Annotated in this window: 13 protein-coding genes and 3 tRNA genes; 9 read left to right on the top strand and 7 right to left on the bottom strand. The window is 43.8% G+C overall.

The window, feature by feature from the left end:
• Positions 1-140: 140 nt before the first annotated feature.
• Together NDN11_RS02255 and NDN11_RS02250 are read left to right on the top strand one after the other, a co-directional pair.
• Positions 141-7,214, top strand: coding sequence for a beta strand repeat-containing protein (locus NDN11_RS02255; RefSeq protein ID WP_502801894.1), 7,074 nt, complete (start codon positions 141-143; stop codon positions 7,212-7,214).
• 610 nt (positions 7,215-7,824) lie between these two features.
• Positions 7,825-12,201, top strand: a complete 4,377-nt coding sequence (locus tag NDN11_RS02250; RefSeq protein ID WP_251110648.1) for a beta strand repeat-containing protein — start codon at positions 7,825-7,827, stop codon at positions 12,199-12,201.
• Between the two features lie 119 nt (positions 12,202-12,320).
• Here NDN11_RS02250 and NDN11_RS02245 read toward each other — a convergent pair.
• The 3 genes from NDN11_RS02245 to NDN11_RS02235 all read right to left on the bottom strand — a co-directional run bounded on the left by NDN11_RS02245 (position 12,321) and on the right by NDN11_RS02235 (position 12,621).
• A tRNA-Arg gene (locus NDN11_RS02245) sits at positions 12,321-12,397 on the bottom strand.
• 46 nt (positions 12,398-12,443) lie between these two features.
• Positions 12,444-12,520: transfer RNA gene (locus NDN11_RS02240), tRNA-Arg, on the bottom strand.
• Positions 12,521-12,531: 11 nt separating this feature from the next.
• Positions 12,532-12,621, bottom strand: a tRNA-Ser gene (locus NDN11_RS02235).
• 260 nt (positions 12,622-12,881) lie between these two features.
• On the opposite strand from NDN11_RS02235, the gene rnr reads away from it, so the two are divergent.
• The 5 genes from rnr (at position 12,882) to NDN11_RS02210 (ending at position 18,820) form a co-directional block, all read left to right on the top strand.
• On the top strand, positions 12,882-15,317 hold the full coding sequence (gene rnr / locus NDN11_RS02230; RefSeq protein WP_251110647.1) for a ribonuclease R: 2,436 nt from the start codon (positions 12,882-12,884) through the stop codon (positions 15,315-15,317).
• Between the two features lie 87 nt (positions 15,318-15,404).
• Entirely contained in the window at positions 15,405-16,010 is a 606-nt protein-coding gene (locus NDN11_RS02225) for a hypothetical protein (RefSeq protein ID WP_251110646.1), read from the top strand.
• A 62-nt stretch (positions 16,011-16,072) separates the two neighbouring features.
• Complete coding sequence (locus NDN11_RS02220; RefSeq protein ID WP_251110645.1) at positions 16,073-18,112, top strand: M3 family metallopeptidase; 2,040 nt, start codon at positions 16,073-16,075, stop codon at positions 18,110-18,112.
• Positions 18,113-18,150: 38 nt separating this feature from the next.
• Positions 18,151-18,357: a YheV family putative metal-binding protein gene (locus tag NDN11_RS02215; RefSeq protein ID WP_004657752.1), complete on the top strand. Its 207-nt coding sequence runs from the start codon at positions 18,151-18,153 to the stop codon at positions 18,355-18,357.
• Positions 18,358-18,367: 10 nt separating this feature from the next.
• Positions 18,368-18,820, top strand: coding sequence for a hypothetical protein (locus tag NDN11_RS02210; protein ID WP_251110644.1), 453 nt, complete (start codon positions 18,368-18,370; stop codon positions 18,818-18,820).
• A gap of 49 nt (positions 18,821-18,869) precedes the next feature.
• Here the strand turns inward: NDN11_RS02210 and NDN11_RS02205 are convergent, their stop codons facing one another.
• Entirely contained in the window at positions 18,870-19,784 is a 915-nt protein-coding gene (locus NDN11_RS02205; RefSeq protein ID WP_251111470.1) for a DMT family transporter, read from the bottom strand.
• A 118-nt stretch (positions 19,785-19,902) separates the two neighbouring features.
• On the opposite strand from NDN11_RS02205, the gene NDN11_RS02200 reads away from it, so the two are divergent.
• Together NDN11_RS02200 and NDN11_RS02195 are read left to right on the top strand one after the other, a co-directional pair.
• Complete coding sequence (locus NDN11_RS02200) at positions 19,903-20,670, top strand: AraC family transcriptional regulator (protein WP_251110643.1); 768 nt, start codon at positions 19,903-19,905, stop codon at positions 20,668-20,670.
• 81 nt (positions 20,671-20,751) lie between these two features.
• Entirely contained in the window at positions 20,752-21,633 is an 882-nt protein-coding gene (locus tag NDN11_RS02195; RefSeq protein ID WP_251110642.1) for a DMT family transporter, read from the top strand.
• A 2-nt stretch (positions 21,634-21,635) separates the two neighbouring features.
• Here the strand turns inward: NDN11_RS02195 and NDN11_RS02190 are convergent, their stop codons facing one another.
• From NDN11_RS02190 to rrtA, 3 genes are all read right to left on the bottom strand, one after another.
• Positions 21,636-21,944, bottom strand: a complete 309-nt coding sequence (locus NDN11_RS02190) for a hypothetical protein (RefSeq protein ID WP_167248709.1) — start codon at positions 21,942-21,944, stop codon at positions 21,636-21,638.
• 69 nt (positions 21,945-22,013) lie between these two features.
• Positions 22,014-24,218, bottom strand: a complete 2,205-nt coding sequence (locus NDN11_RS02185; RefSeq protein WP_167248708.1) for a TRAP transporter large permease subunit — start codon at positions 24,216-24,218, stop codon at positions 22,014-22,016.
• Between the two features lie 179 nt (positions 24,219-24,397).
• Positions 24,398-24,979, bottom strand: coding sequence for a rhombosortase (rrtA, locus tag NDN11_RS02180; protein WP_167248707.1), 582 nt, complete (start codon positions 24,977-24,979; stop codon positions 24,398-24,400).
• Positions 24,980-25,042: the final 63 nt, after the last annotated feature.

The following is a 25,042-nucleotide window of genomic DNA, read 5'->3' as shown; positions in this document are numbered from 1 at the left end:
CCCTTAAAAATATGATACAAAGCACAATATTGACTTTAATTAGATAACTATTAAATACTAATAAACACATTATGGGACAGGAGTCACATAATTATTAAGGCTTAATAAAATAAAACTCCAATAATTATAGGTATATCGACATGTTATTTAAAAATATTTTATCACCCATTAAAGGGATTCTGTCTCTTTCTAGCAATAGCCAAGGATCCTCCTCTTCGGTTAATACTGTACCCACTGTAAAAAATACAGTCATCGAAGACAGCAGCACTCTTACTCATACAAATAGTGGTACGAATACGAGTCATGGCGGTTTGCTCAACGACATAGCGGCAGGGAATGGTAGTCACAACTACGGTCCAGGATTAGGTAACGCAAACGATTTTAGCTTTACCCCCTCTTTCACAGCAGCGTTCCAGCCTTTCAGTAATTCATTTTCATGGCTAGGCACGACAACACCTCTTACAACGGCCAATACAACGCCAACAACATCAACAACTCAAATCCACGATAACGATATTGTTAATAATAGTAATACAGGTACCCAAGCTGGCAATGGCAATGCTGGTGGCTTATTAAATGGTATCGCGGCAGGCAATGGTGAACATAATTATGGCGTTGGAAATGGCAATGCTGACGATGCCAGCGTAACAGTGCCATGGACCACGCCAGTCCAAGCAATCAGTAATTCAATCGCTGCTGTTGGCGGTGCTGATATCAACGCGGTGAATACATCACCCACAACATCTTCAACTCAAATTCAAGATAATGATACGACTAACAATAGTAATACGGGCATAGGTTCTGCTGGGAACGGCAGCGCTGGTGGTCTATTAAATGGCATTGGTGCTGGTAACGGCGAACAAAATTATGGAATTGGCAATGGTAATGGCGACGATGCTGGTATCACCACACCTGTTACGACACCATTCCAAGCAATCGGCAACTCAGCCGCAGCGATAGGTGGTGGTAATATCAATGGAATTAATAGCACTTCAACCACAAATAGCAGTGTAATTGATGACAATGATACAACCAACAACAGCAATAATGGCGTTGGTGTAGCTGGTACGGGCAATGGAGTGGGTGCTGGTTTACTTAACGGCATTGGTGCAGGGAATGGTGAACATAACTATGGTATTGGCAATGGTAACGGTGATGATGCAAGTGTGACCATACCTTGGACCACACCTGTTCAAGCAGTGGGTAATTCTGTTGCAGGCATTGGTGGTGGCGATATCAATTCGGTAAATACATCAACAACCAGTACCTCCAGTACAATCCACGACAATGACACCATAAATAATAGCAATAATGGTACAGGCCTAACAGGTACCGGCAATGGTCTTGGTGGATTGGGTAACGGCCCAGCGGCAGGCAACGGGCAACAAAACTATGGGATCGGCAATGGTAACGGTGATGATGCCAGCGTCACAACACCAATCACTGTGCCAGTCCAAACTATTGGTAATTCAGTCGCAGGGATTGGCGGTGGTGATGTAGATTCTGCCAACAATACATCAACAAGTTCAGCGACAACGATTCAAGATAATGACACCACTAACAACAGTAATAACGGTGTGGGTGCAGCTGGAAATGGCAGCAATGGTGGCTTATTAAATGGCGTATCTGCTGGCAATGGTGAACATAACTACGGTATTGGTAATGGTAATGGTGAAGATGTGGATATCACCACACCATGGACCACACCTGTACAAGCAGTTGGCAACTCAATTGCAGGAATTGGCGGTGGTGATGTAGATTCGGTCAATACATCAACCACAACTTCAACCACCAATATTCAAGACAATGACACAACCAACAATAGTAATAATGCAACTGGCGTCCTTGGCAATGGTTCTGGCGGTTTAGCCAATGGTCCAGCAGCTGGTAATGGTGAACAGAACTATGGGATCGGCAATGGCAACGGTGACGATGCCAGCTTTACTGCACCCGTCACTGTACCATTCCAAACAATTGGCAATTCAGTTTCAGGCATAGGCACAAACGATGTCGATTCCGTAAACAATGTTTCAACCAACTCAAGCACAGCGATTCAAGACAATGATACAACCAACAACAGCAACAATGGGGTTGGATCAGCGACTAATGGTAATGAGGGTGGTTTACTCAACGGTGTATCCGGAGGCAATGATGAAAATAACTTCGGTATCGGCAATGGCAATGGTGACGATGCAGATATCACCACACCATGGACCACACCTGTACAAGCTGTAGGTAACTCAGTGAATGGTATTGGTGGCGGTGATGTTAATTCTGTCAACACTGCAGCAACGACATCGACCACACATATTCAAGACAATGACACAACCAACAATAGCAATCATGCCACTGGTGTGGCTGGCAATGGTTTTGGCGGTATAGCCAACGGTCCAGCCGAAGGCAATGGTGAACAAAACTATGGGATCGGCAATGGTAATGGCGATGATGCAAGTGTCACCATACCTGTGACCTCGCCTGTCCAAGGTCTAGGCAACTCAGTTTCTGCAATTGGTGGTGGTGATGTTAATTCGGTGAATACTGCTCCGACCAATGCCTCTACCGTGATCGAAGATAACGACACCATCAACAACAGCAACAGTGGTGTTGGTGCAACAGGCAATGGCAGTGCAGGCGGTCTATTAAATGGTGTTTCTGCAGGCAATGATGAACACAACTATGGTATCGGCAATGGCAATGGTGATGATGCCAGCGTCACGACACCCATTACGACACCAGTCCAAGTTCTTGGTAACTCAGTTGCGGGCGTTGGTGGTGATGTAGACTCCGTCAATACAGCGCCAACCAATACATCGAATATTGTTTATGACAACGATACAACCAACAATAGCAACAATGGCATCGGTACAAATGCAGGTAATGGCCTTGGTGGTTTAGGTAATGGTCCAGCAGCAGGCAATGGCGAACAAAACTATGGTATTGGCAATGGTAACGGTGATGATGTAGATATTACTGCCCCATGGACAACACCTGTTCATGTCTTAGGTAATTCAGCGGGTGTTATCGGCGGTGGCGATGTTAGTTCTGTCAATAATGGTTCTACCAACACACTCAACTATGTACAAGACAATGACACAACCAACAATAGTAACAATGGCACTGGTGTCACTGGAACAACAGGCAATGGTGGTGATGGCTTACTCAATGGTGTAAGTGCTGGTAATGGTGAGCATAATTACGGTATTGGCAATGGCAATGGCGACGATGCCGATTGGACATCTCCAGTCACAACGCCAATCAATTTCATGGGTAACAACATCTCTGGACTGGATAATGACTGTGATCCGAATGATCTCGGTAATACCTCAACCAATACAGCAACAACCAATACAACCAACATCGTCTCAGACAATGACAACATCAACCATAGCAACAATGGTACAGGTGCTGGTAGTGGTACTGGTAACGGTGTAGGCGGACTGCTTAGTGGCGTTGGTGCAGGTAATGGCGAACAAAACTATGGTATTGGCAATGGCAATGGTGATGACGTTGATGTTGTTACACCTGTCACCACCCCGATCAATGGTTTAGGGAATGAGTTTTCTTTTGTTGGTGATGCAAATAATGCGTCCCACAATAATGCAGCAACCACAACAACCAATACTGTGCTAGATAACGACACCACCAACAACAGTAATAATGGTGGTACTGGAACAGCCACAGGTAATGGTGTTGGCGGTGGTATAGGCAATGGTATTGGTGCAGGGAATGGTGAACATAACTACGGTATTGGCAATGGTAATGGCGATGACGCAAGTGTAACCATGCCTGTTACCGCGCCAGTCAACGGTTTAGGTAACTCTTGGACCTTCTTTGGTGATACAACCAATACATCTGTCAATAACGGCTCAACCACAACAACCAATAACCTGCAAGATAATGACACAACCAACAATAGTAATAACGGCACAGTTGTAGGTGGTACTACTGGTAATGGCGTTGGCGGTGGTATAGGCAATGGTATTGGCTCTGGCAATGGAGACCATAATTTTGGTATTGGTAATGGCATCGGCAGTGATGCCAATGTCGTCGCTCCAATCACAAGCCCTGTTAATTTCTCTGGTAATGCAGGCTCTATTTTTGGTAATGCAACATCAAACTCAATTAACAACTCCTCTACAACAGCCAATAACAATTTCCAAGACAACGATACGATCAACAATAGCAATAACGGTGGCGTAGCAAGCGGTTCTGGTAGTGATCTTGGAGGTATTCTGAACGGTATTGCCGCAGGTAATGGTGAGCATAACTACGGTATTGGCAATGGTATTGCAGATGATTCGAGTATCGTAATCCCAATTACCACACCATTAAATGCATCAGGGAATGCCTTCTCAATCTTTGGTGATGCAACTTCAAATTCACAAAATAACTCTTCAACCACGACCAACAACAATGTTCAAGACAACGATACAACCAATAACAGCAATAACGGCGGTAACGGTGCAGATGGCTTAGGTGGCGGTATTGGTAATGGTATCGCTTCAGGTAATGGTGAACACAACTACGGCATCGGCAATGGTATTGCAGATGACGCAAGTATCATTATCCCGATCACAACGCCTGTGAATGCATCAGGTAATGCCTTCTCTATCTTTGGAAATGCGACAGCAAATTCAACCAATAATTCATCTACGACAACCAATAACAATTTCCAAGACAATGATACAACCAACAATAGTAACGGCAGCGGTACAGGTGTCGGTTCTGGCGGTGGTATCGGTAATGGTATCGCATCAGGCAATGGTGAACATAACTATGGTATCGGCAATGGTATTGCGGATGACGCAAACTTTGTCGCACCAATTGCAATCCCCGTTAACTTCTCTGGCAATGCCATTTCCTTATTTGGTACTGCAACCTCAACTTCAACCAATAATGCTACAACGACTACACATAATAACTTCCAGGACAATGACACCGAAAATAATGGTTCGATTGGCAATGGATCTGGTGGTATCGGTAATGGTATTGGTGCAGGCAATGGCGACCATAACTATGGTATCGGCAATGGCGTTGGAGATGGTACCAACGTCGTGACTCCAATTACCATTCCAATCAATTTCTCAGGCAATGCAATCTCTGTACTCGATCTAAATAGCATCTCTCACGGTGATCTAGTTACTCCTGTAACCAATCTCGTCACGGTTGTGACTGGTGATGCTGACAGCACAGGTGTCTTAGGTACTGTCACAGGTGCAGTCGGCGGTGTAACCGCTAGCGTAGAAGGCATTATTAGTGGCGACTACAACCCTATTGATGTTGTCACGGGTATTGTTGGTGGTGTCCTCAGTGGTGAGGGTGGCAGTCCCCTTGATCTGGTGACTGGTCTAGTTGGCGGTGTAATCGGTGGTGGAGGTGGCAATCCTCTCGACATCATTACTGGAACAATTGGTGGAGTGATTGGTGGTGACGGTGGCCCTCTTGGTGCAGTAACAGGCATTATCGGTGGTCTTACGGGTGGCATCGGTGGTGGTGACGGTGGTCCTCTGGGCGCAGTCACTGGAATCATCGGTGGCATTACTGGCGGTATCGGTGGCGGTGACGGCGGCCCTCTTGGTGCAGTAACAGGTATTATCGGTGGTCTTACGGGTGGCATCGGCGGTGGTGACGGCGGTCCTCTGGGTGCAGTCACTGGAATCATCGGTGGCATTACTGGCGGCATTGGCGGTGGTGACGGCGGTCCTCTTGGCGCAGTCACAGGTATTATTGGTGGTCTTACTAATGGCATCGGTGGTGGTGACGGTGGTCCTCTCGGTGCTGTAACAGGCATTATCGGTGGTCTTACTGGCGGTATCGACGGTGGTGACGGCGGTCCTCTTGGCGCAGTCACAGGTATTATTGGTGGTCTTACTAATGGCATCGGTGGTGGTGACGGTGGTCCTCTCGGTGCTGTAACAGGCATTATCGGTGGTCTTACTGGCGGTATCGACGGTGGTGACGGCGGTCCTCTCGGTGCAGTCACAGGCATTATTGGTGGTCTTACTAATGGCATCGGTGGTGGTGACGGTGGTCCTCTCGGTGCTGTAACGGGCATTATCGGTGGTCTTACTGGCGGTATCGGTGGTGGTGACGGTGGTCCTCTGGGTGCAGTCACTGGAATCATCGGTGGTCTTACTGGTGGCATCGGTGGTGGTGACGGTGGTCCTCTTGGCGCAGTCACTGGAATCATCGGTGGTCTTACTGGCGGTATCGGCGGTGGTGACGGTGGTCCTCTGGGCGCAGTCACTGGAATCATCGGTGGCATTACTGGCGGTATCGGTGGCGGTGACGGCGGCCCTCTTGGCGCAGTAACAGGCATTATCGGTGGTCTTACTGGTGGCATCGGCGGTGGTGATGGTGGTCCTCTTGGTGCAGTAACAGGTATTATCGGTGGTCTTACGGGTGGCATTGGCGGTGGTGACGGCGGCCCTCTTGGCGCGGTCACTGACATTATTGGCGGTATCACAGGCGGCATCGGCGGTGGTGACGGTGGTCCTCTCGGTGCTGTAACAGGCATTATCGGTGGTCTTACTGGCGGTATCGACGGTGGTGACGGCGGTCCTCTTGGCGCAGTCACAGGTATTATTGGTGGTCTTACTGGTGGTATCGGCGGTGGTGACGGTGGTCCTCTCGGTGCTGTAACAGGCATTATCGGTGGTCTTACTGGCGGTATCGACGGTGGTGACGGCGGTCCTCTTGGCGCAGTCACTGGAATCATCGGTGGCATTACTGGCGGTATCGGTGGCGGTGACGGTGGTCCTCTGGGCGCAGTAACAGGCATTATCGGTGGTCTTACTGGTGGTATCGGCAGCGGTGACGGTGGTCCTCTTGGCTCAATAACAGACATTCTCAGCGGTATTACTGGTGGTATTGGTGGCAGTGACGTGATTTCTGGCGTTGCTCAACCTATCCAAATTGTTGTTGGAAGTGGCAACCTAACACTCGATTTATTACAAGAGAATATGAGTAATATCTTCAGTAGTGGGAATGTACTTGAAGGACTAACCAACCTTGTTCATGTGAATAATGACAATGGTGGTAATAGTATCGATAGCATTTTGAATATCATCACGGGCACAGTTTCTTCTAGTACTTCTGGAATCGCAGCTGGAGAACCTCATCCAAATGGTGGTAGCATTACCGATCTCATTTCGGTTTCATCACCATTAACAAGCCTAACCGATCATCTATTTGGCTCATTTCATCACTTTTAAAATATAACGATAAGAAAAGCCACTTTCATCAGTGGCTTTTCTTGCAGCTTAATTCGTTCATCAAACTAAAATCAAAATACTGCACGGAGAACATATTTGATTGGTAAGTTTTTTTAAATAACAAGTCAATAACAACATAAACAATACGACTTTAGATCTATTAAAATTTTAAAAAAATTAATTAAGAAAAAATTTAAAACATTGATCTTTATTAACTAAATAAATGCAAAAAACACTAGAAATATTTTTTTGCAAACCAGTAACAAATTTTAAAACTTTCTTTTCAACACAGTATTTATAGTGCATAGATTAAGCTAAAACAATACCTTAATTGCATGATAATAAACACTTATTCTACTAAAATTAAAGTCATTCCAAGCTTTCAAATAAAATACAAGTGTAAATTTAGTTAAAATTAACAGCCAATAAATATATTAAAATTCAATATTTTAAATTCACATTTAACAATCATATTCCAATCCGTTACAGATTGACAAAATAATAGCCACATATAACACTAAATATGATTAATGTGACCTTAATCACAAAAATATCATAGCAATTTAATAATTACTCAAAACAACACAACTTTATAAATATAGGTATCGTTATGCTTTTCAAAAGTCTTTTTTCACCCATTAAAAGTATTACTTCAAGCTTAGTTGATAGTAGTACATCTACATCACACGTTGGCGGTTCAATCCTTGCTCCTTTATCCTTATCTACAATTACAAATATCGTTTCAACAAATACCGTAACTCATACGGTAAGTAATCTTACAGGTGGAGCAGCCAACAATCCTATAAGTTCAATTACTAGCATTCTGGGGAATGTGACAGGCAGTAGTAGCCCACTTTCAACAGTCACAAATATTCTAGGCGGTGTTACAGGCGGCGCAAGTGGCAATCCACTTGGTGCAGTAACAGGAATTCTTGGAGGAATTACGGGCGGAAACGAGGGTGGTCCACTTGGTTCAGTCACAGGCATTATTGGTGGTCTTACGGGTGGAACAAATGGTGGTCCACTTGGTGCAGTTACAGGCATCATCGGTGGTCTTACGGGTGGAACTGAGGGCGGCCCACTTGGTGCAGTCACTGGAATCATTGGCGGTATCACTGGTGGAGCTGAAGGTGGCCCACTTGGTGCAGTCACAGGCATCATCGGTGGTATTACAGGTGGTGATTTAGGCAATAATCCCGTAACAGGCGTCATTCAAACAGGTATTGATGTCCTTCAAGGTGTGGAAAGCTTAAAGACTGAAATCATTAATACAGGAATTGATACTGTCGCAGGCACCATTATCAGTGCAGTTCACCAATCTGAACACCCTATTGGAGATCTAGCTCATTTAGGTACCCTCACCTTTGAGACTTCACGGGATACCGTTAACGGCACACTGGAAGCAGTTTCTGATTTAGCCGGTGCGGATATCGGTGGTGCTGCGAGCGCTCTGACTGGTGTTGTTGGTACGCTTGTGAATAACGGTTCAGTTGCGTCAAATACAGTGCAGCATATCATTGGTGATGTAACCAACATTGGTAGCACAGGTCCATTAGGTACTGTCACAGGTATTATTGGTGGCATTACTGGCGGTATTGGTGGTGGTGAAGGTGGTCCTTTAGGTGCAATCACAGGCATTATCGGCGGTGTCACTGGCGGTATTGGTGGTGGTGAAGGTGGTCCTTTAGGTGCAATCACTGGCATTATCGGTGGGATTACTGGCGGTATCGGTGGTGGTGAAGGCGGTCCTTTAGGTGCGATCACTGGCATCATCGGTGGGATCACTGGCGGCATTGGCGGTGGTGAAGGCGGTCCTCTTGGTCCTATCACAGACATTATCGGTGGGATTACTGGCGGCATTGGCGGTGGTGAAGGCGGTCCTTTAGGTGCAATCACAGGAATCATCGGTGGCATCACGGGTGGTGACTTAGGTAATAACCCTGTCACGGGCGTAATCCAAACAGGTATCGATGTCCTTCAAGGTGTTGAAAGTCTAAAAACAGATATTATCAACACAGGTATTACTACCGTAGGTGGTGCAATTAGCGGTGTTCTTCCGGGCGTTCATCCAGTTACTGATCTAACCAATCTAGGTACCCTCACCTTTGAAACTTCACGTGATACGGTAAATGGTACACTGGAAGCAATTTCTGATTTAGCGGGTGCGGATATCGGTGGTGCTACGAGTGCTCTGACTGGTGTAGTTGGTACACTCATTAACAATGGTTCAACTGCTTCTGGTCTGGTTCAGCATATTGCTGGTGACATCACTGATGTCGGTGGTCTAATCGGTGGCGTGACTGGTGGAATTGGCGGTGGTGAAGGCGGTCCTTTAGGTGCGATCACTGGCATTATCGGTGGGATTACTGGTGGTATTGGTGGTGGTGAAGGCGGTCCTTTAGGTGCAATTACAGGAATCATCGGTGGTATTACAGGTGGTGACTTAGGCAATAACCCTGTCACAGGTGTGATCCAAACGGGTATCGATATCCTTCAAGGTGTTGAAAGTCTAAAAACAGATATTATCAACACAGGTATTACTACCGTAGGTGGTGCAATTGGCGGTGTTCTTCCTGGTGTTCATCCAGTTACTGATCTAACTAATCTAGGTACCCTCACCTTTGAGACCTCGCGCGATACAGTAAACGGTACATTAGAAGCAATTTCTGATTTAGCGGGTGCGGATATCGGTGGTGCTGCGGGTTCGCTTACAGGTGTTGTCGGCACATTGATTAATAACGGTTCAACTGCTTCTGGTCTGGTTCAGCATATTGCTGGTGACCTCACTGATGTTGGTGGCCTCATCGGTGGGATCACTGGCGGAATTGGCGGTGGTGAAGGCGGTCCTCTTGGCGCAATCACAGGAATCATCGGTGGGATTACTGGCGGTATCGGTGGTGGTGAAGGCGGTCCTTTAGGCGCGATCACAGGCATTATCGGTGGCATTACTGGTGGAATTGGCGGTGGTGAAGGTGGTCCTCTCGGTCCTATCACAGACATTATCGGTGGGATTACTGGCGGTATCGGTGGTGGTGAAGGCGGTCCTTTAGGTGCGATCACTGGCATTATCGGTGGGATTACTGGTGGTATTGGTGGTGGTGAAGGCGGTCCTCTTGGTCCTATCACAGACATTATCGGTGGGATTACTGGTGGTATCGGTGGTGGTGAAGGCGGTCCTTTAGGTGCAATCACAGGAATCATCGGTGGCATCACGGGTGGTGACTTAGGTAATAACCCTGTCACAGGTGTGATCCAAACAGGTATCGATGTCCTTCAAGGTGTTGAAAGCCTAAAAACAGATATTATCAACACAGGTATTACTACCGTAGGTGGTGCAATTAGTGGTGTTCTTCCGGGTGTTCATCCAGTTACTGATCTAACTAATCTGGGTACCCTCACCTTTGAGACCTCACGCGATACAGTAAACGGTACATTAGAAGCAATTTCTGATTTAGCGGGTGCGGATATCGGTGGTGCTGCGGGTTCGCTTACAGGTGTTGTCGGCACATTGATTAATAACGGTTCAACTGCTTCTGGTCTGATTCAGCATATTGCTGGTGACATCACTGATGTTGGTGGCCTCATCGGTGGGATTACTGGCGGTATCGGTGGTGGTGAAGGCGGTCCTTTAGGCGCGATCACAGGCATTATCGGTGGCATCACTGGCGGAATTGGCGGTGGTGAAGGTGGTCCTCTCGGTCCTATCACAGACATTATCGGTGGGATTACTGGCGGTATCGGTGGTGGTGAAGGCGGTCCTTTAGGTGCAATCACAGGAATCATCGGTGGGATTACTGGTGGTATTGGTGGTGGTGAAGGCGGTCCTCTTGGTCCTATCACAGACATTATCGGTGGGATTACTGGCGGCATTGGCGGTGGTGAAGGCGGTCCTTTAGGTGCAATCACAGGAATCATCGGTGGCATCACGGGTGGTGACTTAGGTAATAACCCTGTCACGGGCGTAATCCAAACAGGTATCGATGTCCTTCAAGGTGTTGAAAGTCTAAAAACAGATATTATCAACACAGGGATTACTACCGTAGGTGGTGCAATTGGCGGTGTTCTTCCGGGTGTTCATCCAGTTACTGATCTAACTAATCTAGGTACCCTCACCTTTGAGACCTCGCGCGATACGGTAAATGGCACACTGGAAGCAATTTCTGATTTAGCGGGTGCGGATATCGGTGGCGCTGCGAGTGCTCTGACTGGTGTAGTTGGTACATTGATTAACAATGGTTCAACTGCTTCTGGTCTGGTTCAGCATATTGCTGGTGACCTCACTGATGTCGGTGGTTTAATCGGTGGCGTGACTGGTGGAATTGGCGGTGGTGAAGGTGGTCCTCTTGGTGCGATCACAGGCATTATCGGTGGAATCACTGGCGGTATCGGTGGTGGTGAAGGCGGTCCTTTAGGTGCAATTACAGGAATCATCGGTGGCATCACTGGCGGTATTGGCGGTGGTGAAGGCGGTCCTTTAGGCTCAATCTCTGACATCCTTGGTGGGATTACGGGCGGTATCGGTGGTGGCGAAGGTGGTCCTTTAGGCTCAATCACGGGGATTATCGGTGGAATCACTGGTGGTATCGGTGGTGAAGGTAGTCTAAGTGTGATTACAGATATTCTTGGAACCATTAATAATGGCGCAAATAGCGGAGACGTTATCGCAGGAATTGCTCAACCGATTCAAACCGTCATTAGCAGTGGCAACATTGCAGTAGATACCTTACAAGATCATGTCAGTACCCTATTCAGCGATGGCTCATTAGAGAGTATCAATAATCTAATCAGTGTAAGCGTTGGCAATGGAGATTACAGTGCTCACGGAAGCGTGGATGGAATTTTAGACGCGTTGACTGGCACAGTCACTTCAGGCATCGCTGTAGGTGAACCAAATCCAAATGGTGGTTCGTTAACCGATCTTATTTCTCTTCCATCTGCTTTAAACAATTTAACTGACCATCTATTCAGTTCAGTCAATCATTTCTAAATAGACCAACTAAAAAGCCGCTGATTTCAGCGGCTTTTTTACATTTATCATTTAATTCATATTCAATCATAAAATTCAGGCACAAAAAAACCGCAATTAAGCGGTTTCTTCTATTAAGTTGGTGCGCTCAGAGAGATTCGAACTCCCGACCCCTTAGTTCGTAGCCAAGTGCTCTATCCAGCTGAGCTATGAGCGCATTACTTATGTGCCTATTTAGGCATGTGTTACTTTAAATCTTTACTTGGTGCGCTCAGAGAGATTCGAACTCCCGACCCCTTAGTTCGTAGCCAAGTGCTCTATCCAGCTGAGCTATGAGCGCTTTAAGTAAAGTGGCGGTGAGAGAGGGATTCGAACCCTCGGTACAGTTACCCGTACGCATCCTTAGCAGGGATGTGGTTTCAGCCACTCACCCATCTCACCGTAACACGAGCGCAATAATACAAACTAAAACCACATTACACAAGGGATGTTCCTGTTTTTTTCTGCTTTTTAAGTTCAATCAAATGTTTTTTAATCAATTTCCACATTTTTTCAGCATTTTTTGGTTCAACGCTTGTTAATATAGTGTTATCTCCTTTATTCAGATCGGAACAATAAACAGAATCTTGCAATCTTTGACGTGCAGTTAGAGTTTGAATGACTTATGCTAAACCGATCTGCCAGATGTGAATTGAAACGATATGACTAAAAATTGGGCCGATCCCGAAGCAAAAGCAGAAGCGCAACGTTACGATAATCCTATTCCTAGCCGAACTCTTATTCTAACTACATTAGAACAATTACAAACTGCACAGTCCCATGCAGAATTGGTTGATCACTTTAATATCCCCGATCAAAAAAGTATTGATGCCTTGAATCACCGTTTAAGTGCCATGGTTCGTGATGGTCAACTTATGAAAGATGGCTTTAAATACCAACCTGCAACCGATTTACCGAGCCATGAAGCAACGGTCTATATCAATAGTAAAGGTCTAGGTACTGCCAATATCACGGGTCAGGACGATATCCTTTTACCTGAACGTGAACTACGCCTAGTTTTTAATGGCGACCGCGTTAAGGTACGTCAGACCTCGGTTGACCGTAAAGGTAAGCCTTGGGGCTTTATTACTGAAATCGCGCAACGTCGTGTTAAGCAGATTATTGGTAAAGTGGCTGAGCATGAAGGTGAATACTTTATTCAGCCGAGCAATCCAAATCAGCACCAACCGATTACCCTCGAAAAAGAACTGATTGAACATGCCAATGCCAAAGTGGGCGATATGCTGCGTGTTGCGATTGATGATTACCCAACCCGTGAAGAACTAGCAACAGGTCACATCGTTCAATCCATGGCGGATAAAGCAGATACTGAAATTATTATCCCACAAACGATTCTAGAATTTGGTCTGCCTTACGAGTTTCCAGAAGCTGTAGTGAAAGAAGCAGAAAGCTTTAAAGAACCTTCGGCAAAAGATCTTAAAGGACGTGTCGATTTACGTGATCTGCCGCTCGTCACCATTGATGGCGAAGATGCACGTGACTTTGACGATGCCGTATTTGCTGAGAAACGTGCAGGTGGTGGTTACCGTGTCGTAGTGGCAATTGCAGACGTGAGCCATTATGTGCGTTTAGACTCACCTTTAAATGAAGAAGCAGAAGAACGTGGTACATCGGTTTATTTCCCGCACTTTGTATTGCCTATGTTGCCAGAAGCACTGTCGAATGGATTGTGTTCTCTCAATCCACATGTTGACCGTCTGTGTATGGTCTGTGATTTAAAACTGTCTCGCGCAGGTAAAGTCACAGGATATGAGTTCTACCCTGCGGTAATGCACTCAAAAGCACGTTTAACCTATACCCAAGTAGGGCAATATTTTGAAGGGGCAACCAATGCCATCCCTGAAGATAAGAGCATTCATAAATCACTGAATACCTTATTCCAACTTTATCAAACGCTAAAAGAATTGCGTGCTAAGCGTCATGCAATGGAATTTGAAACCATTGAAACCTATATGACCTTTGACGAATTAGGTGGGATCAAAGAAATCTTGCCGCGTAGTCGTAACGATGCACATAAACTGATTGAAGAATGTATGTTGTTGGCGAACGTTGCCGCTGCGGAATATGCTTTGGAACATGATATTCCAATGCTCTATCGGGTGCATGAAGCTCCAGAGTTCTCACGTATTCAAAAAGTTCGTGATTTCGTCAAATTGCTCGGTTTGCCATTCCCAGAACAACCAACTCAGGCCGATTATCAGGCGGTAATTGAAGCGACCAAAGACCGTTTAGATGCACCAAGTATTCATGCGGTGCTGTTACGTTCAATGATGCAAGCCTATTATGGTGCGAACAATGCAGGACACTATGGTTTGGCATATGAAGCATATACCCACTTCACATCACCGATTCGTCGTTATCCAGACTTATTACTACACCGTGCGATCAAAGCGTATTTAGACAAAAAAGTGTATCCACTGTCAGGTGCAGCATTAGATGATGCGGGTGAACATTTCTCGCAAACTGAACGTCGTGCTGATGAAGCATCACGTAGCGTTACCATGTGGTTGAAATGCCACTATATGCAACAGCATATCGGTGATGAGTTTGTCGGGGTTATCAGTGCAGTCACTGAGTTTGGACTATTCGTGACCCTTAAAGACCTCTATGTTGATGGCATGATTCATGTCAGTCAGTTAGGTGATGACTTTTTCCTTTATGATCAGGCGAGCCAAAGTTTGGTGGGGCAAAATCGCGGACAATCCTTTAGTCTCGGTGATGAAGTCAAGATTCAAGTTGCGGGTGTGAACTTGGAAGAACGTAAAATTGACTTCCAGTTAGTTCAACAACTCACCCATTTGGGCCGTGTAATTCGTCAGAAAGCACCGCGTACTGCGAATCCTTCTAGCTCGAAACGTGCTTCAACAACTGAAGAAGTATTTGGCAACCAGCCCTCTACTCAATCCAAAGTCAGTGAAGATGGTGAGAAGCCTATACGCAAGAAAAAGGATAAGAACAAAGCAAGTTCTTATACCAAGAAGCCTGCAAAAAAAGCGTCTGCAAAGCCTGAAAGCAAAGACAAGGCCAAGAAAAAAGTGAAAAAGAAAAAGTCGAATGCGAAAGCAAAACAAGACTAATTCACTCTAGAGCAAGTTCAGTCATGGACTTGCTCTTTTTGCTTAAGTGAATACAATCATAAGTTATCAAGATATATTAACAATAAAATGATTGATCAATATTCATCTAAAAAGCCTCAAAAAATAATCATTGGTTGTCTCTACATCCTTATTCTAATTGTGGGATTTTTTGATCTCTTTTCAGCAAGTTCTCACTTTACGCCAACGGATAGAGTCGCTCAGTTTGGGTTCTATTTTTCCATCATCATAGCGTATAGTGTTGTATTGCTCAGCTATTATCTTGCTTACCACTCTCAATGGAAAATGCCTAAAAGCCTCACACAGCAAATCTCAGGCCCCATACAGCATATTTTCAACTTTATCTGTCTTGCCCCTCTATTCGCTGCGCTGCTTTATTATACGTTCAGTGGTATAGCCCCTTATTTATATACATATTACTTTGGCCATCAAACAGAAAAGCAGGTTATTGCAACTGCGGTTATATCTAAAAGCAATAAGACAAAGTGTTCGTATGAATTAAAGAGTAAATCTCTGAACTACTTTTTCTTCAACTATTGTCTGACTACTCAACAATATAAACAATTCCCTCCCAAGCAAAGCGTAATGGTCAAACTGTCTACACAACAAAGTTACTTAGGTACAATTGTAGATAGTTTGCAAGGAATTATTCCTGAATCAACAAATCAACCTTGATTTCTCCGCTCCGAAGCCCTACATCTATAACTATGTTTAAAGATGAATATGGCAAAAATACAATGACATTCCAGCAAGCAACTCTTCCCGTTCCTCAATTTGATCAAATTCAACTTGCCGACTTAAAACAACAAATTGAACAGACCATTCAAAATGGTCAAAACTTCCTGAATCAACTCCATCAAGTTCCTCAAGGCACTGAAGCTCAACTGGCAACATTGACCGAAGTTGATCAACTTGAAAATAATATGAGTGAAGCATGGGGGATTTTGTCGCATCTCAATGCGGTGATGAACAACCCTGAAACCCGTGAAGTCTATCAAGCACTGTTACCAAGTTTAAGTGAATACTATACGCAGCTTGGACAACACACGGCACTGTATCAAACTTATCAACAGATCCATGATAGTGCTGTATTTCAAACGCTGAGCGAAGCGCAGCAAAGTGCAATTAAACTGGCTTTACGTGATTTCAAACTGTCAGGTGTTGCACTCGAAGGTGAAGCTAAAAAACGTTATGCAGAAATTTCAGCACGTTTATCGCAGCTTTCTTCTGACTTCTCTAACCATGTACTCGATGCAACCCAAGCTTACTTCAAGCCGCTAACAGAAACGCAACTCAAAGGCTTACCGCAAAGCAGTATTGAACTGTTAAAACAATACGGTCAACAACGTGAGCTTGAGCAATCCATTGCGACGCTCGACTTCCCTGCTTATTTTGCAATTATGACTTATGCCGATGATCGTGAGTTAAGAGAAGAGTTGTATAAGGCCTATGTCACCCGCGCATCTGAACAGTCCGACAAGACTGAATTTGACAATACACCTGTGATGGAAGAAATCCTGAGCTTACGTCAGGAAATGGCACAACTGCTTGGCTTCAATAATTTCGCTGAATATTCCCTTGCGAGCAAAATGGCGCCTGACGTTGAAACAGTTAATCAATTCTTAGTTGATTTGGCAGAACATGCCCGTACGCCAGCACTTGCCGAAATTGCAGAACTCAAAACCATTGCACAACAAGATGGCATTGATGAACTCAAACCTTGGGATGCAACCTATTATTCTGAAAAGTTGAAACAACAACAGTTCAACCTCTCGCAAGAAGCACTTAAACCATATTTCCCTGCACCGAAAGTGGTTCAAGGTTTATTCCAGATCGTACAACGTCTTTACGGTATCCAGATTGTCGAACGCCAAGCCCCTGTTTGGCAGAATGATGTGCGTTATTTTGAAATTGAAGATCAAGGTCAAGTCGTCGGTGGTTTCTACTTCGACTTATACGCACGCAATGGCAAACGCGGTGGTGCATGGATGAGCGGTTTCCGTTCTCGTGTTCAAACAGCCAATGGCCTACAAAAACCAATTTGTTACATGGTATGTAACTTTACCCCACCAATTGGCGATCAACCTGCACTATTGACTCATGATGAAGTAATTACTTTATTCCATGAGTTTGGTCATGGCTTACATCATATGTTGACCGAAGTGGATAACATCTCGGTTGCAGGGACACACGGCGTAGCTTGGGATGCAGTTGAATTACCAAGTCAATTTATGGAATTCTGGGCATGGGACAATGAAAGTCTAGATGTACTCAGCGAGCACACCGAAACCAAACAGACTTTGCCACAGGAATTGTTATCTGCATTGTTAAATGCACGTTTCTTCCAATCAGGTATGCAAACCTTGCGTCAGATTGAGTTTGCTTTATTTGATCTCACGATTCATCGTCAAGCACCAGCATTAAACAGTCAGCAAATCCAAGCAACTTTAGATGATATTCGCGATAAATTTGCTGTTGTTCCAGCGGTTGCCTACAACCGTTTCCAACACAGTTTTAGTCATATTTTTGCAGGTGGTTATGCTGCGGGCTACTACTCGTATAAATGGGCAGAAGTTTTAGCAAGTGATGCATTTGATCGTTTCGAAAGTGAAGGTATTTTTAATACTGAGACTGGAAAAGAGTTTAGAAAGTTTATTCTAGCAGTTGGCGGAAAAGATACAGCGCTTGATGCGTTTCGCAATTTCCGAAAAAGAGAACCAAAAATAGATGCATTATTACGTCATCAAGGTTGGACGAACACTCATAAAACCGCTTAAACTACGTCATTATTGTTCGCAGGGTGTAATTAACTGACATGAAGAGACAGTTCATCGCGGGTGCAAAATGCCCAAAATGTGGCGCGTTAGATCGTGTGGTTAAGATCATCACTGTGGATGACGAGTGGATTGAATGTATCGAATGTGCTTATAGCGAAAAACGTCCGACCCATGTGGAACAGGCGCAACCCGCTGAGCCAGATGAGATTGGGGTGATACAGTTCAAACCTCGTCATTTTGACTAGAAGGTTAAAAATGATGTCCACATACCAGACTGAAAATTCCAAATTATTATGGATGATAATTGGTGGAATTAGTGTTGTAGTGGTGCTGTTCCTTGCTGTCCAATGGTTTTTAGCACAAAAAGATCAGCAACCAACCGCCACTCCTTCGGAACCTGTTGCCGCAAAAACAATTGCATCAGCCCAACCAGAAACGGTGGTGACTAATGATGAAGTCATAACAGCGACAAATGATGTTGCTGCGCCGATCCAATTGGTTGAAGAATCCATTGTGAAAGCGCCACTGCCTGCAAATGATAGTTTGGCAAAAGAAGAAATTGCCAAACTGGATGATATTCACCAACAACTGCAAGACCAACAACATGAGTTAAAGCAGCAAAGTAGTGATGTTGATACTTTACTCAAGCTGAAAGAAGATCAAATTAAGCTGCTAGAAGCTCAGATCGCAGCACAGAGTAAGTCTTAAAAAAGAAAAAGCTTTAACCTCAGTTAAAGCCTTTTTGTTGCTCGTCTCTTTAATCTAAAATTTGCTTCGTGTCTTGTTTCAGCTGGATCGGTTTCTGAATCGTTTGTGCAATCAAGATACCAATTAAAGTTAAGCCGCCACCAATATAGTGAAACATTTGTAAATGCTCACCCAATAATGCTACTGCAATCAATGCTGTAAATAAGGGCAATAGATTCATAAAAATACTATTTCGATTTGGCCCTAAATGTCTTACCCCTTCAATCCACAAATAAGATAGCAACACTGAGGAAAAAATACTGGCATAAACAATCAGTGGAATGGTTTGTTTATTTAGTTGTATTTCCGATGCAGGCAAAAATACAAAGAATGGCAACACATAAACAATCGCAAAACTAGATTGTACGAAGTTAGATTGCCACGCAGGGATCGGCATTTTCCAGCGTTTCAGTAAAACGCCATACAAGGCATAGCCTGCTGCTGCGAGCAACATTAAGCCATCCCCCAAATGAACACCTTGCTTCCAAATATCAACAATTGAACCATGACTCAGCAAATACAAAATGCCATAGAAAGACAAAGCACCTCCAAACAACATGCCGTAACTAATACGATCTTTCAGCATCAAGCTAGTTAAAATCATGGTCAGCAAAGGAATCAATGCAGTCACAATCGCCATATTGGTTGCTGTGGTGGTCGCTGCCGCCTGATAAGACAAGAACTGAAATAAAGACACAGAAAGAAAACCGCCCAATGCCAACTGCTTCCAATGTTGCTTGATGGTCTGTCGATTCTTCCAGACAGGAATCAGCACAAACGTACTCATCACGGCGAGTGCCAATACCAAACGATAAAATGTGATTGCTACAGGAGAAATGGCATGGCTGGCCATTTTAGACACCACAACATTTCCTGCCCAAAATAAAATCGCGAATAAGGGATAAAAATAAGCACGTTGGAACATCATCTAAACCTAGATATTTCGGTATAGATCATGCTAAAAAATAATCATCTTATTGTTTCTCGACAATTAGACGACTACTATCGAGAAATAGACAATTTCTTTTGCGGGCATTTTAAACATGGGCAAGAATTTTGAACATGGATTCTTAGATTATCCCATCTATGCTTTTTCAGAAAACTACCCCCATGGCCACATTGAAGATTGGCATAGCCATGATCGGATCCAGTTGATTCATACCCTATCCGGTGTGATTCGGGTACAAACCCATGAGGGAATTTGGATTACGCCACCTGGACGTGGCGTTTGGATTCCTGCGCATAAACCGCATGCCTTACTCAGTAGTGGTGATGTCAAAGCACGGGGAATTTTTATTGATGCCACAATACAAACCAGCCTCAGTTCAGAATGCCGTGTTGTCGCCATTCCTGCTTTACTACGGGAACTGATGAGTAGTGCAATGCAGATTAAAACAGTGATCCAACCTAAGAGCCGCAATGAAAGATTATTGCAATTGATTTTAGATGAAGTTCACTTGTTACCCTCGCTCGCCTTTAATTTACCTGAACCTCAAAATCCACGACTGCAACAGCTGTGTCAACAGATCAAAGACAATCTCAGTTTAGACTGGAATCTGGAAGATAGTGCTGAGCAGCTGCATATCAGCAGCAAAACACTGGCACGGCATTTTCAAAAAGAAACTGGTTTACATTTTTCCCATTGGGTTCGCCAAGCCAAATTGATGCAAGCGATGGTTGACTTGAGTTTAAACAAGCCTGTTCTAAATGTTGCACTCGACTTAGGTTATGATAGTCCAAGTGCCTTTAGTGCCATGTTTAAACGTGAAACCAGCATGACACCAAGCGACTATCTGAAGCAGTTCAGCTAAGTTAAATCCAAGTGAAAATCTCATTCCTTTCAGCACAGTAGAAGCATAAAATAAGTACAATCTTGCAATGCCCGAATCACTATGGATGCTCAACAAACCAATCGCAACCTAATGTTGGCGATCGGTTGCCTTACCCTTTCTGCTCTGCTTTTCTCTGTGATGGGAATCTGTATTCGTTATGCCTCTCATACGGTCGATAACTACACCATTGTATTTTTCCGCAATGTCGTTGGACTGGTCCTGTTTTTGCCGTTTATTTTTAAGCAAGGGACAAGCTTTGTAAAAACAGAAAAACTGTGGATGCACACATGGCGTAGTATCGTTGGGCTTGCCGCAATGTATGGATTTTTCTATGCCATCGCACATCTGAAACTCTCCAATGCGATGGTATTTACTTATTCTTCTCCAATTTTTATTCCCTTGATCGCATGGCTTTTCTTGAAAGAGAAAATCACCACGGCGATGCTATGTGCAGCGGGACTCGGCTTTATTGGAGTATTTTGTGTAGCAAAACCAGATCAAGGTTTGCTGAATTGGGTTTCGATCGTTGGGATCAGTTCAAGCCTATTGGCATCAATGGCCTTTGTCACAGTCCGTGCCTTGACTCAAACCGAACCCCCTGAACGGATTGTATTCTATTTCTGTTTTATAGGATCACTACTGTCCGTCATTCCAATGTTTTGGGTATGGCGACCTTACCATTTACAGGAATTATTGTTTTTGATTGGTGCAGGCGTACTGGCCAATGTCAGCCAGATTTTTATGTCACATGCTTATCGTCTTGCCCCTGCTGGGCAAATTGCACCAGTCAATTATGTGGCGATTATCTTTGCTGGGATCTGGGGTTTTTTATTGTGGAATGAAGTGCCTGATCTATATAGCGTGATTGGTTTTGGCATTATTCTCTCTGCAATTTTGTTGTGTAGTCCTTTAATACAAAGGTCAAAACCTTCAATACCCTAAGCTTAATGCGTTGGATAAGGGTGCAAATCCAGTACATAGTGGCCTAGAATTTCCCGTTTCGGCTTATCGATAATTACAACAAGATACGTATTGTCTAAGGGCACTGGAATATTAATATGTTGGAATTTCCCATCTTGAGTTTCATAAATATGTTTCACATACCATTCCCATGCAGTACAAGAATGATAAAGCTGCTCAATCACAAGATCAGCATAGTCCCATAAATCTACAATTTCTTCAGCACTCTCTGTGATATCTAGCATGGGAGGGAAAAAGGTTGCCTGATACTCTTCCTGACTCAATTCTTTCATAGATTAACCTATTCAATAAAATAACAATAAAAAAAGCAGCCTAAGCTGCTTTTCTTTTGGTTTCAATCATTAATGTTTATACCAACCAAACATCTGGAAGATATACGGCGCATAAGTCACCAACACCAATGATGAGAACAAGACGATGATCGGCAATAACCAACGCTCGTAACGGAAGTAGAAACTGGTGTATTTCTCTTTTGCTTCCTTATCGGCGGCCGTGACCTCTTCATCCCCGACGGAGAGTCGCGTCAGCAAGTGGTTCAAGGCAACAGGCGGTGTTACATAACCAAACTCGAATGCAACCAATACAATCATCCAGAAGTGAATCGGATGAATACCATTTTCGTAGGCGACAGGTGCGACGGTTGCAGCAACCAAAATCACCGCACCAAATGGATCGGTTGTCATACCAATAATGGCAAGTAACAGCGCAATAAAGGCAAGTGAAATATAGATATTACCCAAGTGTGTTGGTAATAACTCAACCACTTCTGCACGTTCGATTAAGCCACCAACACTTGCAGACAATGCCATCAATAGAATCAATGCACCGATATGTCCAACCGTTTCCGATGTTGCAAAACGTAATGCCCCACCAAAACCAAAACTCTTACTACCGTGTGGATCATGTGATTTCAAAAATTCTGATTTCTTTTCATGCTCACGAACCAAAGCTTCATGTTTCGCATCAACAACTGGTGCAGGTGCTAGTTTTGAAGCAAATAACTTGTCAAACAAGATCATTGCAATCAATACCAACGGTAAAATCATTGGCGCAGTAAATTCATTGATTGAAGTATCTAAAGCAAGCTTATAGAACATCACCACAGCAAAACCAATGATCACATAAGGAATCACTGGTACGCAGGCACGTAACATTCCTGGTACAGCAATTTTAGGCGAGTTCACACGGAATTTTTCTTCGGCAAGAATCAAAGAAACACCTAAGAAAATGAAGGCTGTTAACCAGAATACATAGATACCATGATCAAATAATTCAGTCGACGTTACGTGGCGACTGTCTAGCATTGAGATCAAGATAACCAATAAACATGGGCGAATCACGACACCCAAAGAACCAGACATTGCCGATACAGCTAAAGCATATTGACGGCGAGCACCCGAGTTCCATACTTCCTTATAGATGATCGCACCCGCTGCAATAACGAAAATACCTGAAGCACCTGTATATGCTGTTGGAATCGCTGCTGCAATCAAGATTAACCAAGTTAAAGTTTCAGGTGCCAAGTTCCATGGACGTAAGATATTTAAGAATAAATCCATCACACGTGTTTGGGTCAGCAACATACCTGCCCAAATAAATAATGCCAGATTTAAGAAAATACCCGAGAACTCAACCAAAATACCTAAGTAGATCCCTTGCCCCATTGGATAATCCATGAAGAAGGTAAATACAATCCCTGTCACCAAAGACATAAACGCATACAGCGGAACGCTCAGTAACGCCAAACCAAAGTTACCCTTCGGTTGTGCTGTTTTAGGAATAAAGATAAATTGGAAGATACTGATAATCGTCAGAGATACAAATAGTGCAATCCACAACCAGTACAAGACCGCTGTTTTTCCAGCAACTTCAACACCTGAATTCAATACTGAATGGTATTGGCTAATCACTGAATAACTGAGTAAAGCATTACCAGCAACCATCAACGCCGAATAGACACGGAAGTCGATTTTAGTTTTTGGTGCACGTAAACCAATGTGGTGATAACGTAAAGATGCGGTAATAGAAGCAAACAATACCATTATCAATAAAATAACAGTTTGGTTTTCAGAACCTAATTTAAAGATTCCAAAGAAAGTAGTTTCAACTTTACGATAAGTACGAATACTTGGATGATTTTCCAAGTGCTTCATTGCTTTGTCATAGAATTGGTATTTTTCTTCACACTGCTGCTGCGCAGCCAATAAAGATGCACGAACATCAGATTCAGAAGCCGCACCAAACATACTTGCAAATTCATCGGCAGCATTGGCTTTCATCTGCTCTTGAACTTGTGCATCAATGTTTGGATGTCGATCACAAGATGGTTTCTCAGGTTCCGCACGTAAAAACGAATACTGCATCCCTGTTGTTTGATCACCGTAAAGACGCTCCCCCATACGAAGCATCTGACCGTGAATCATTTCGCCTGTACCAATAAGCAAAGTCATTAGCAACAAAGCAAGAATGATGAATGTCGATATCCAATCATTCCAGATATAGCCTAACCGAGCTAATCCGGACTTATTCTCTTGATCATTTTGCATGTCTATTCCAGTTTATTGTTATCAACATCCATCCAAAGATGTTGAATCATGCGCTGTCCATGGTTGATAGATAAATGAATTTACCCTCTACATAACCAATCCCTTTTAAACCGCTTAAATTTGCATCAAACTTTTTAAAAAAAGAATGACTACAATCACTTTTTTGTTGGTTGTTTTTATCAATTTGTGTGTTCTCTATTTTTCCTTATTATAAATAAATAACTTAAACCACATAAGACGCCACCGATCGCACCAATTAAATGCGCTTCAGTCAATACTGGACTACCAATTAACTGAGCCGTACCAGTTTTTCCGAAGGTATTTTCCCAAATCAGTTTTGCCGCAATTAACGCTAAAACTAGTACCGCAAATTTACGTTCATTTTTATATTGCAGATATACCAAGCCTACAGCAGTATATAAACCATGCAAAACACCAGAAAGTCCAGCATAAGCATCAATATAAGGTAAATAAAAATAAAAAACGAAACTAATGAAAGGAGGTAAGATCAACAACAATGCCCATAAATGCCAATTTCGGACATGAGGGAAAATGAAAGGCAAACATGCGAATGCCATCATATTCAGTAGAAAATGAACCCAGCCCACATGAACCCAATGTGCTGTCCAAATACGCCAAAATTCTGTAAGTAAGCTTGGCCGCCAATAAATAAAATGATCAGCAAAAACCTGTAGACAAGCCGATATAGAAATACATATCGCAATCAAAATAATCTTACTTATCCATACTTGATCTTTCATTGGCTTACTGCCCCCTAAAAAATAGACCTTTTACAATTTTAGATAGTTCATCTGTAAAAGGTC

This window comes from Acinetobacter sp. C26M (genome assembly GCF_023702675.1).
Taxonomy (GTDB): Bacteria; Pseudomonadota; Gammaproteobacteria; order Pseudomonadales; family Moraxellaceae; genus Acinetobacter.
Note: the sequence above shows the minus strand (reverse complement) of the source record. Positions and strands in the feature narration are given on the sequence as shown.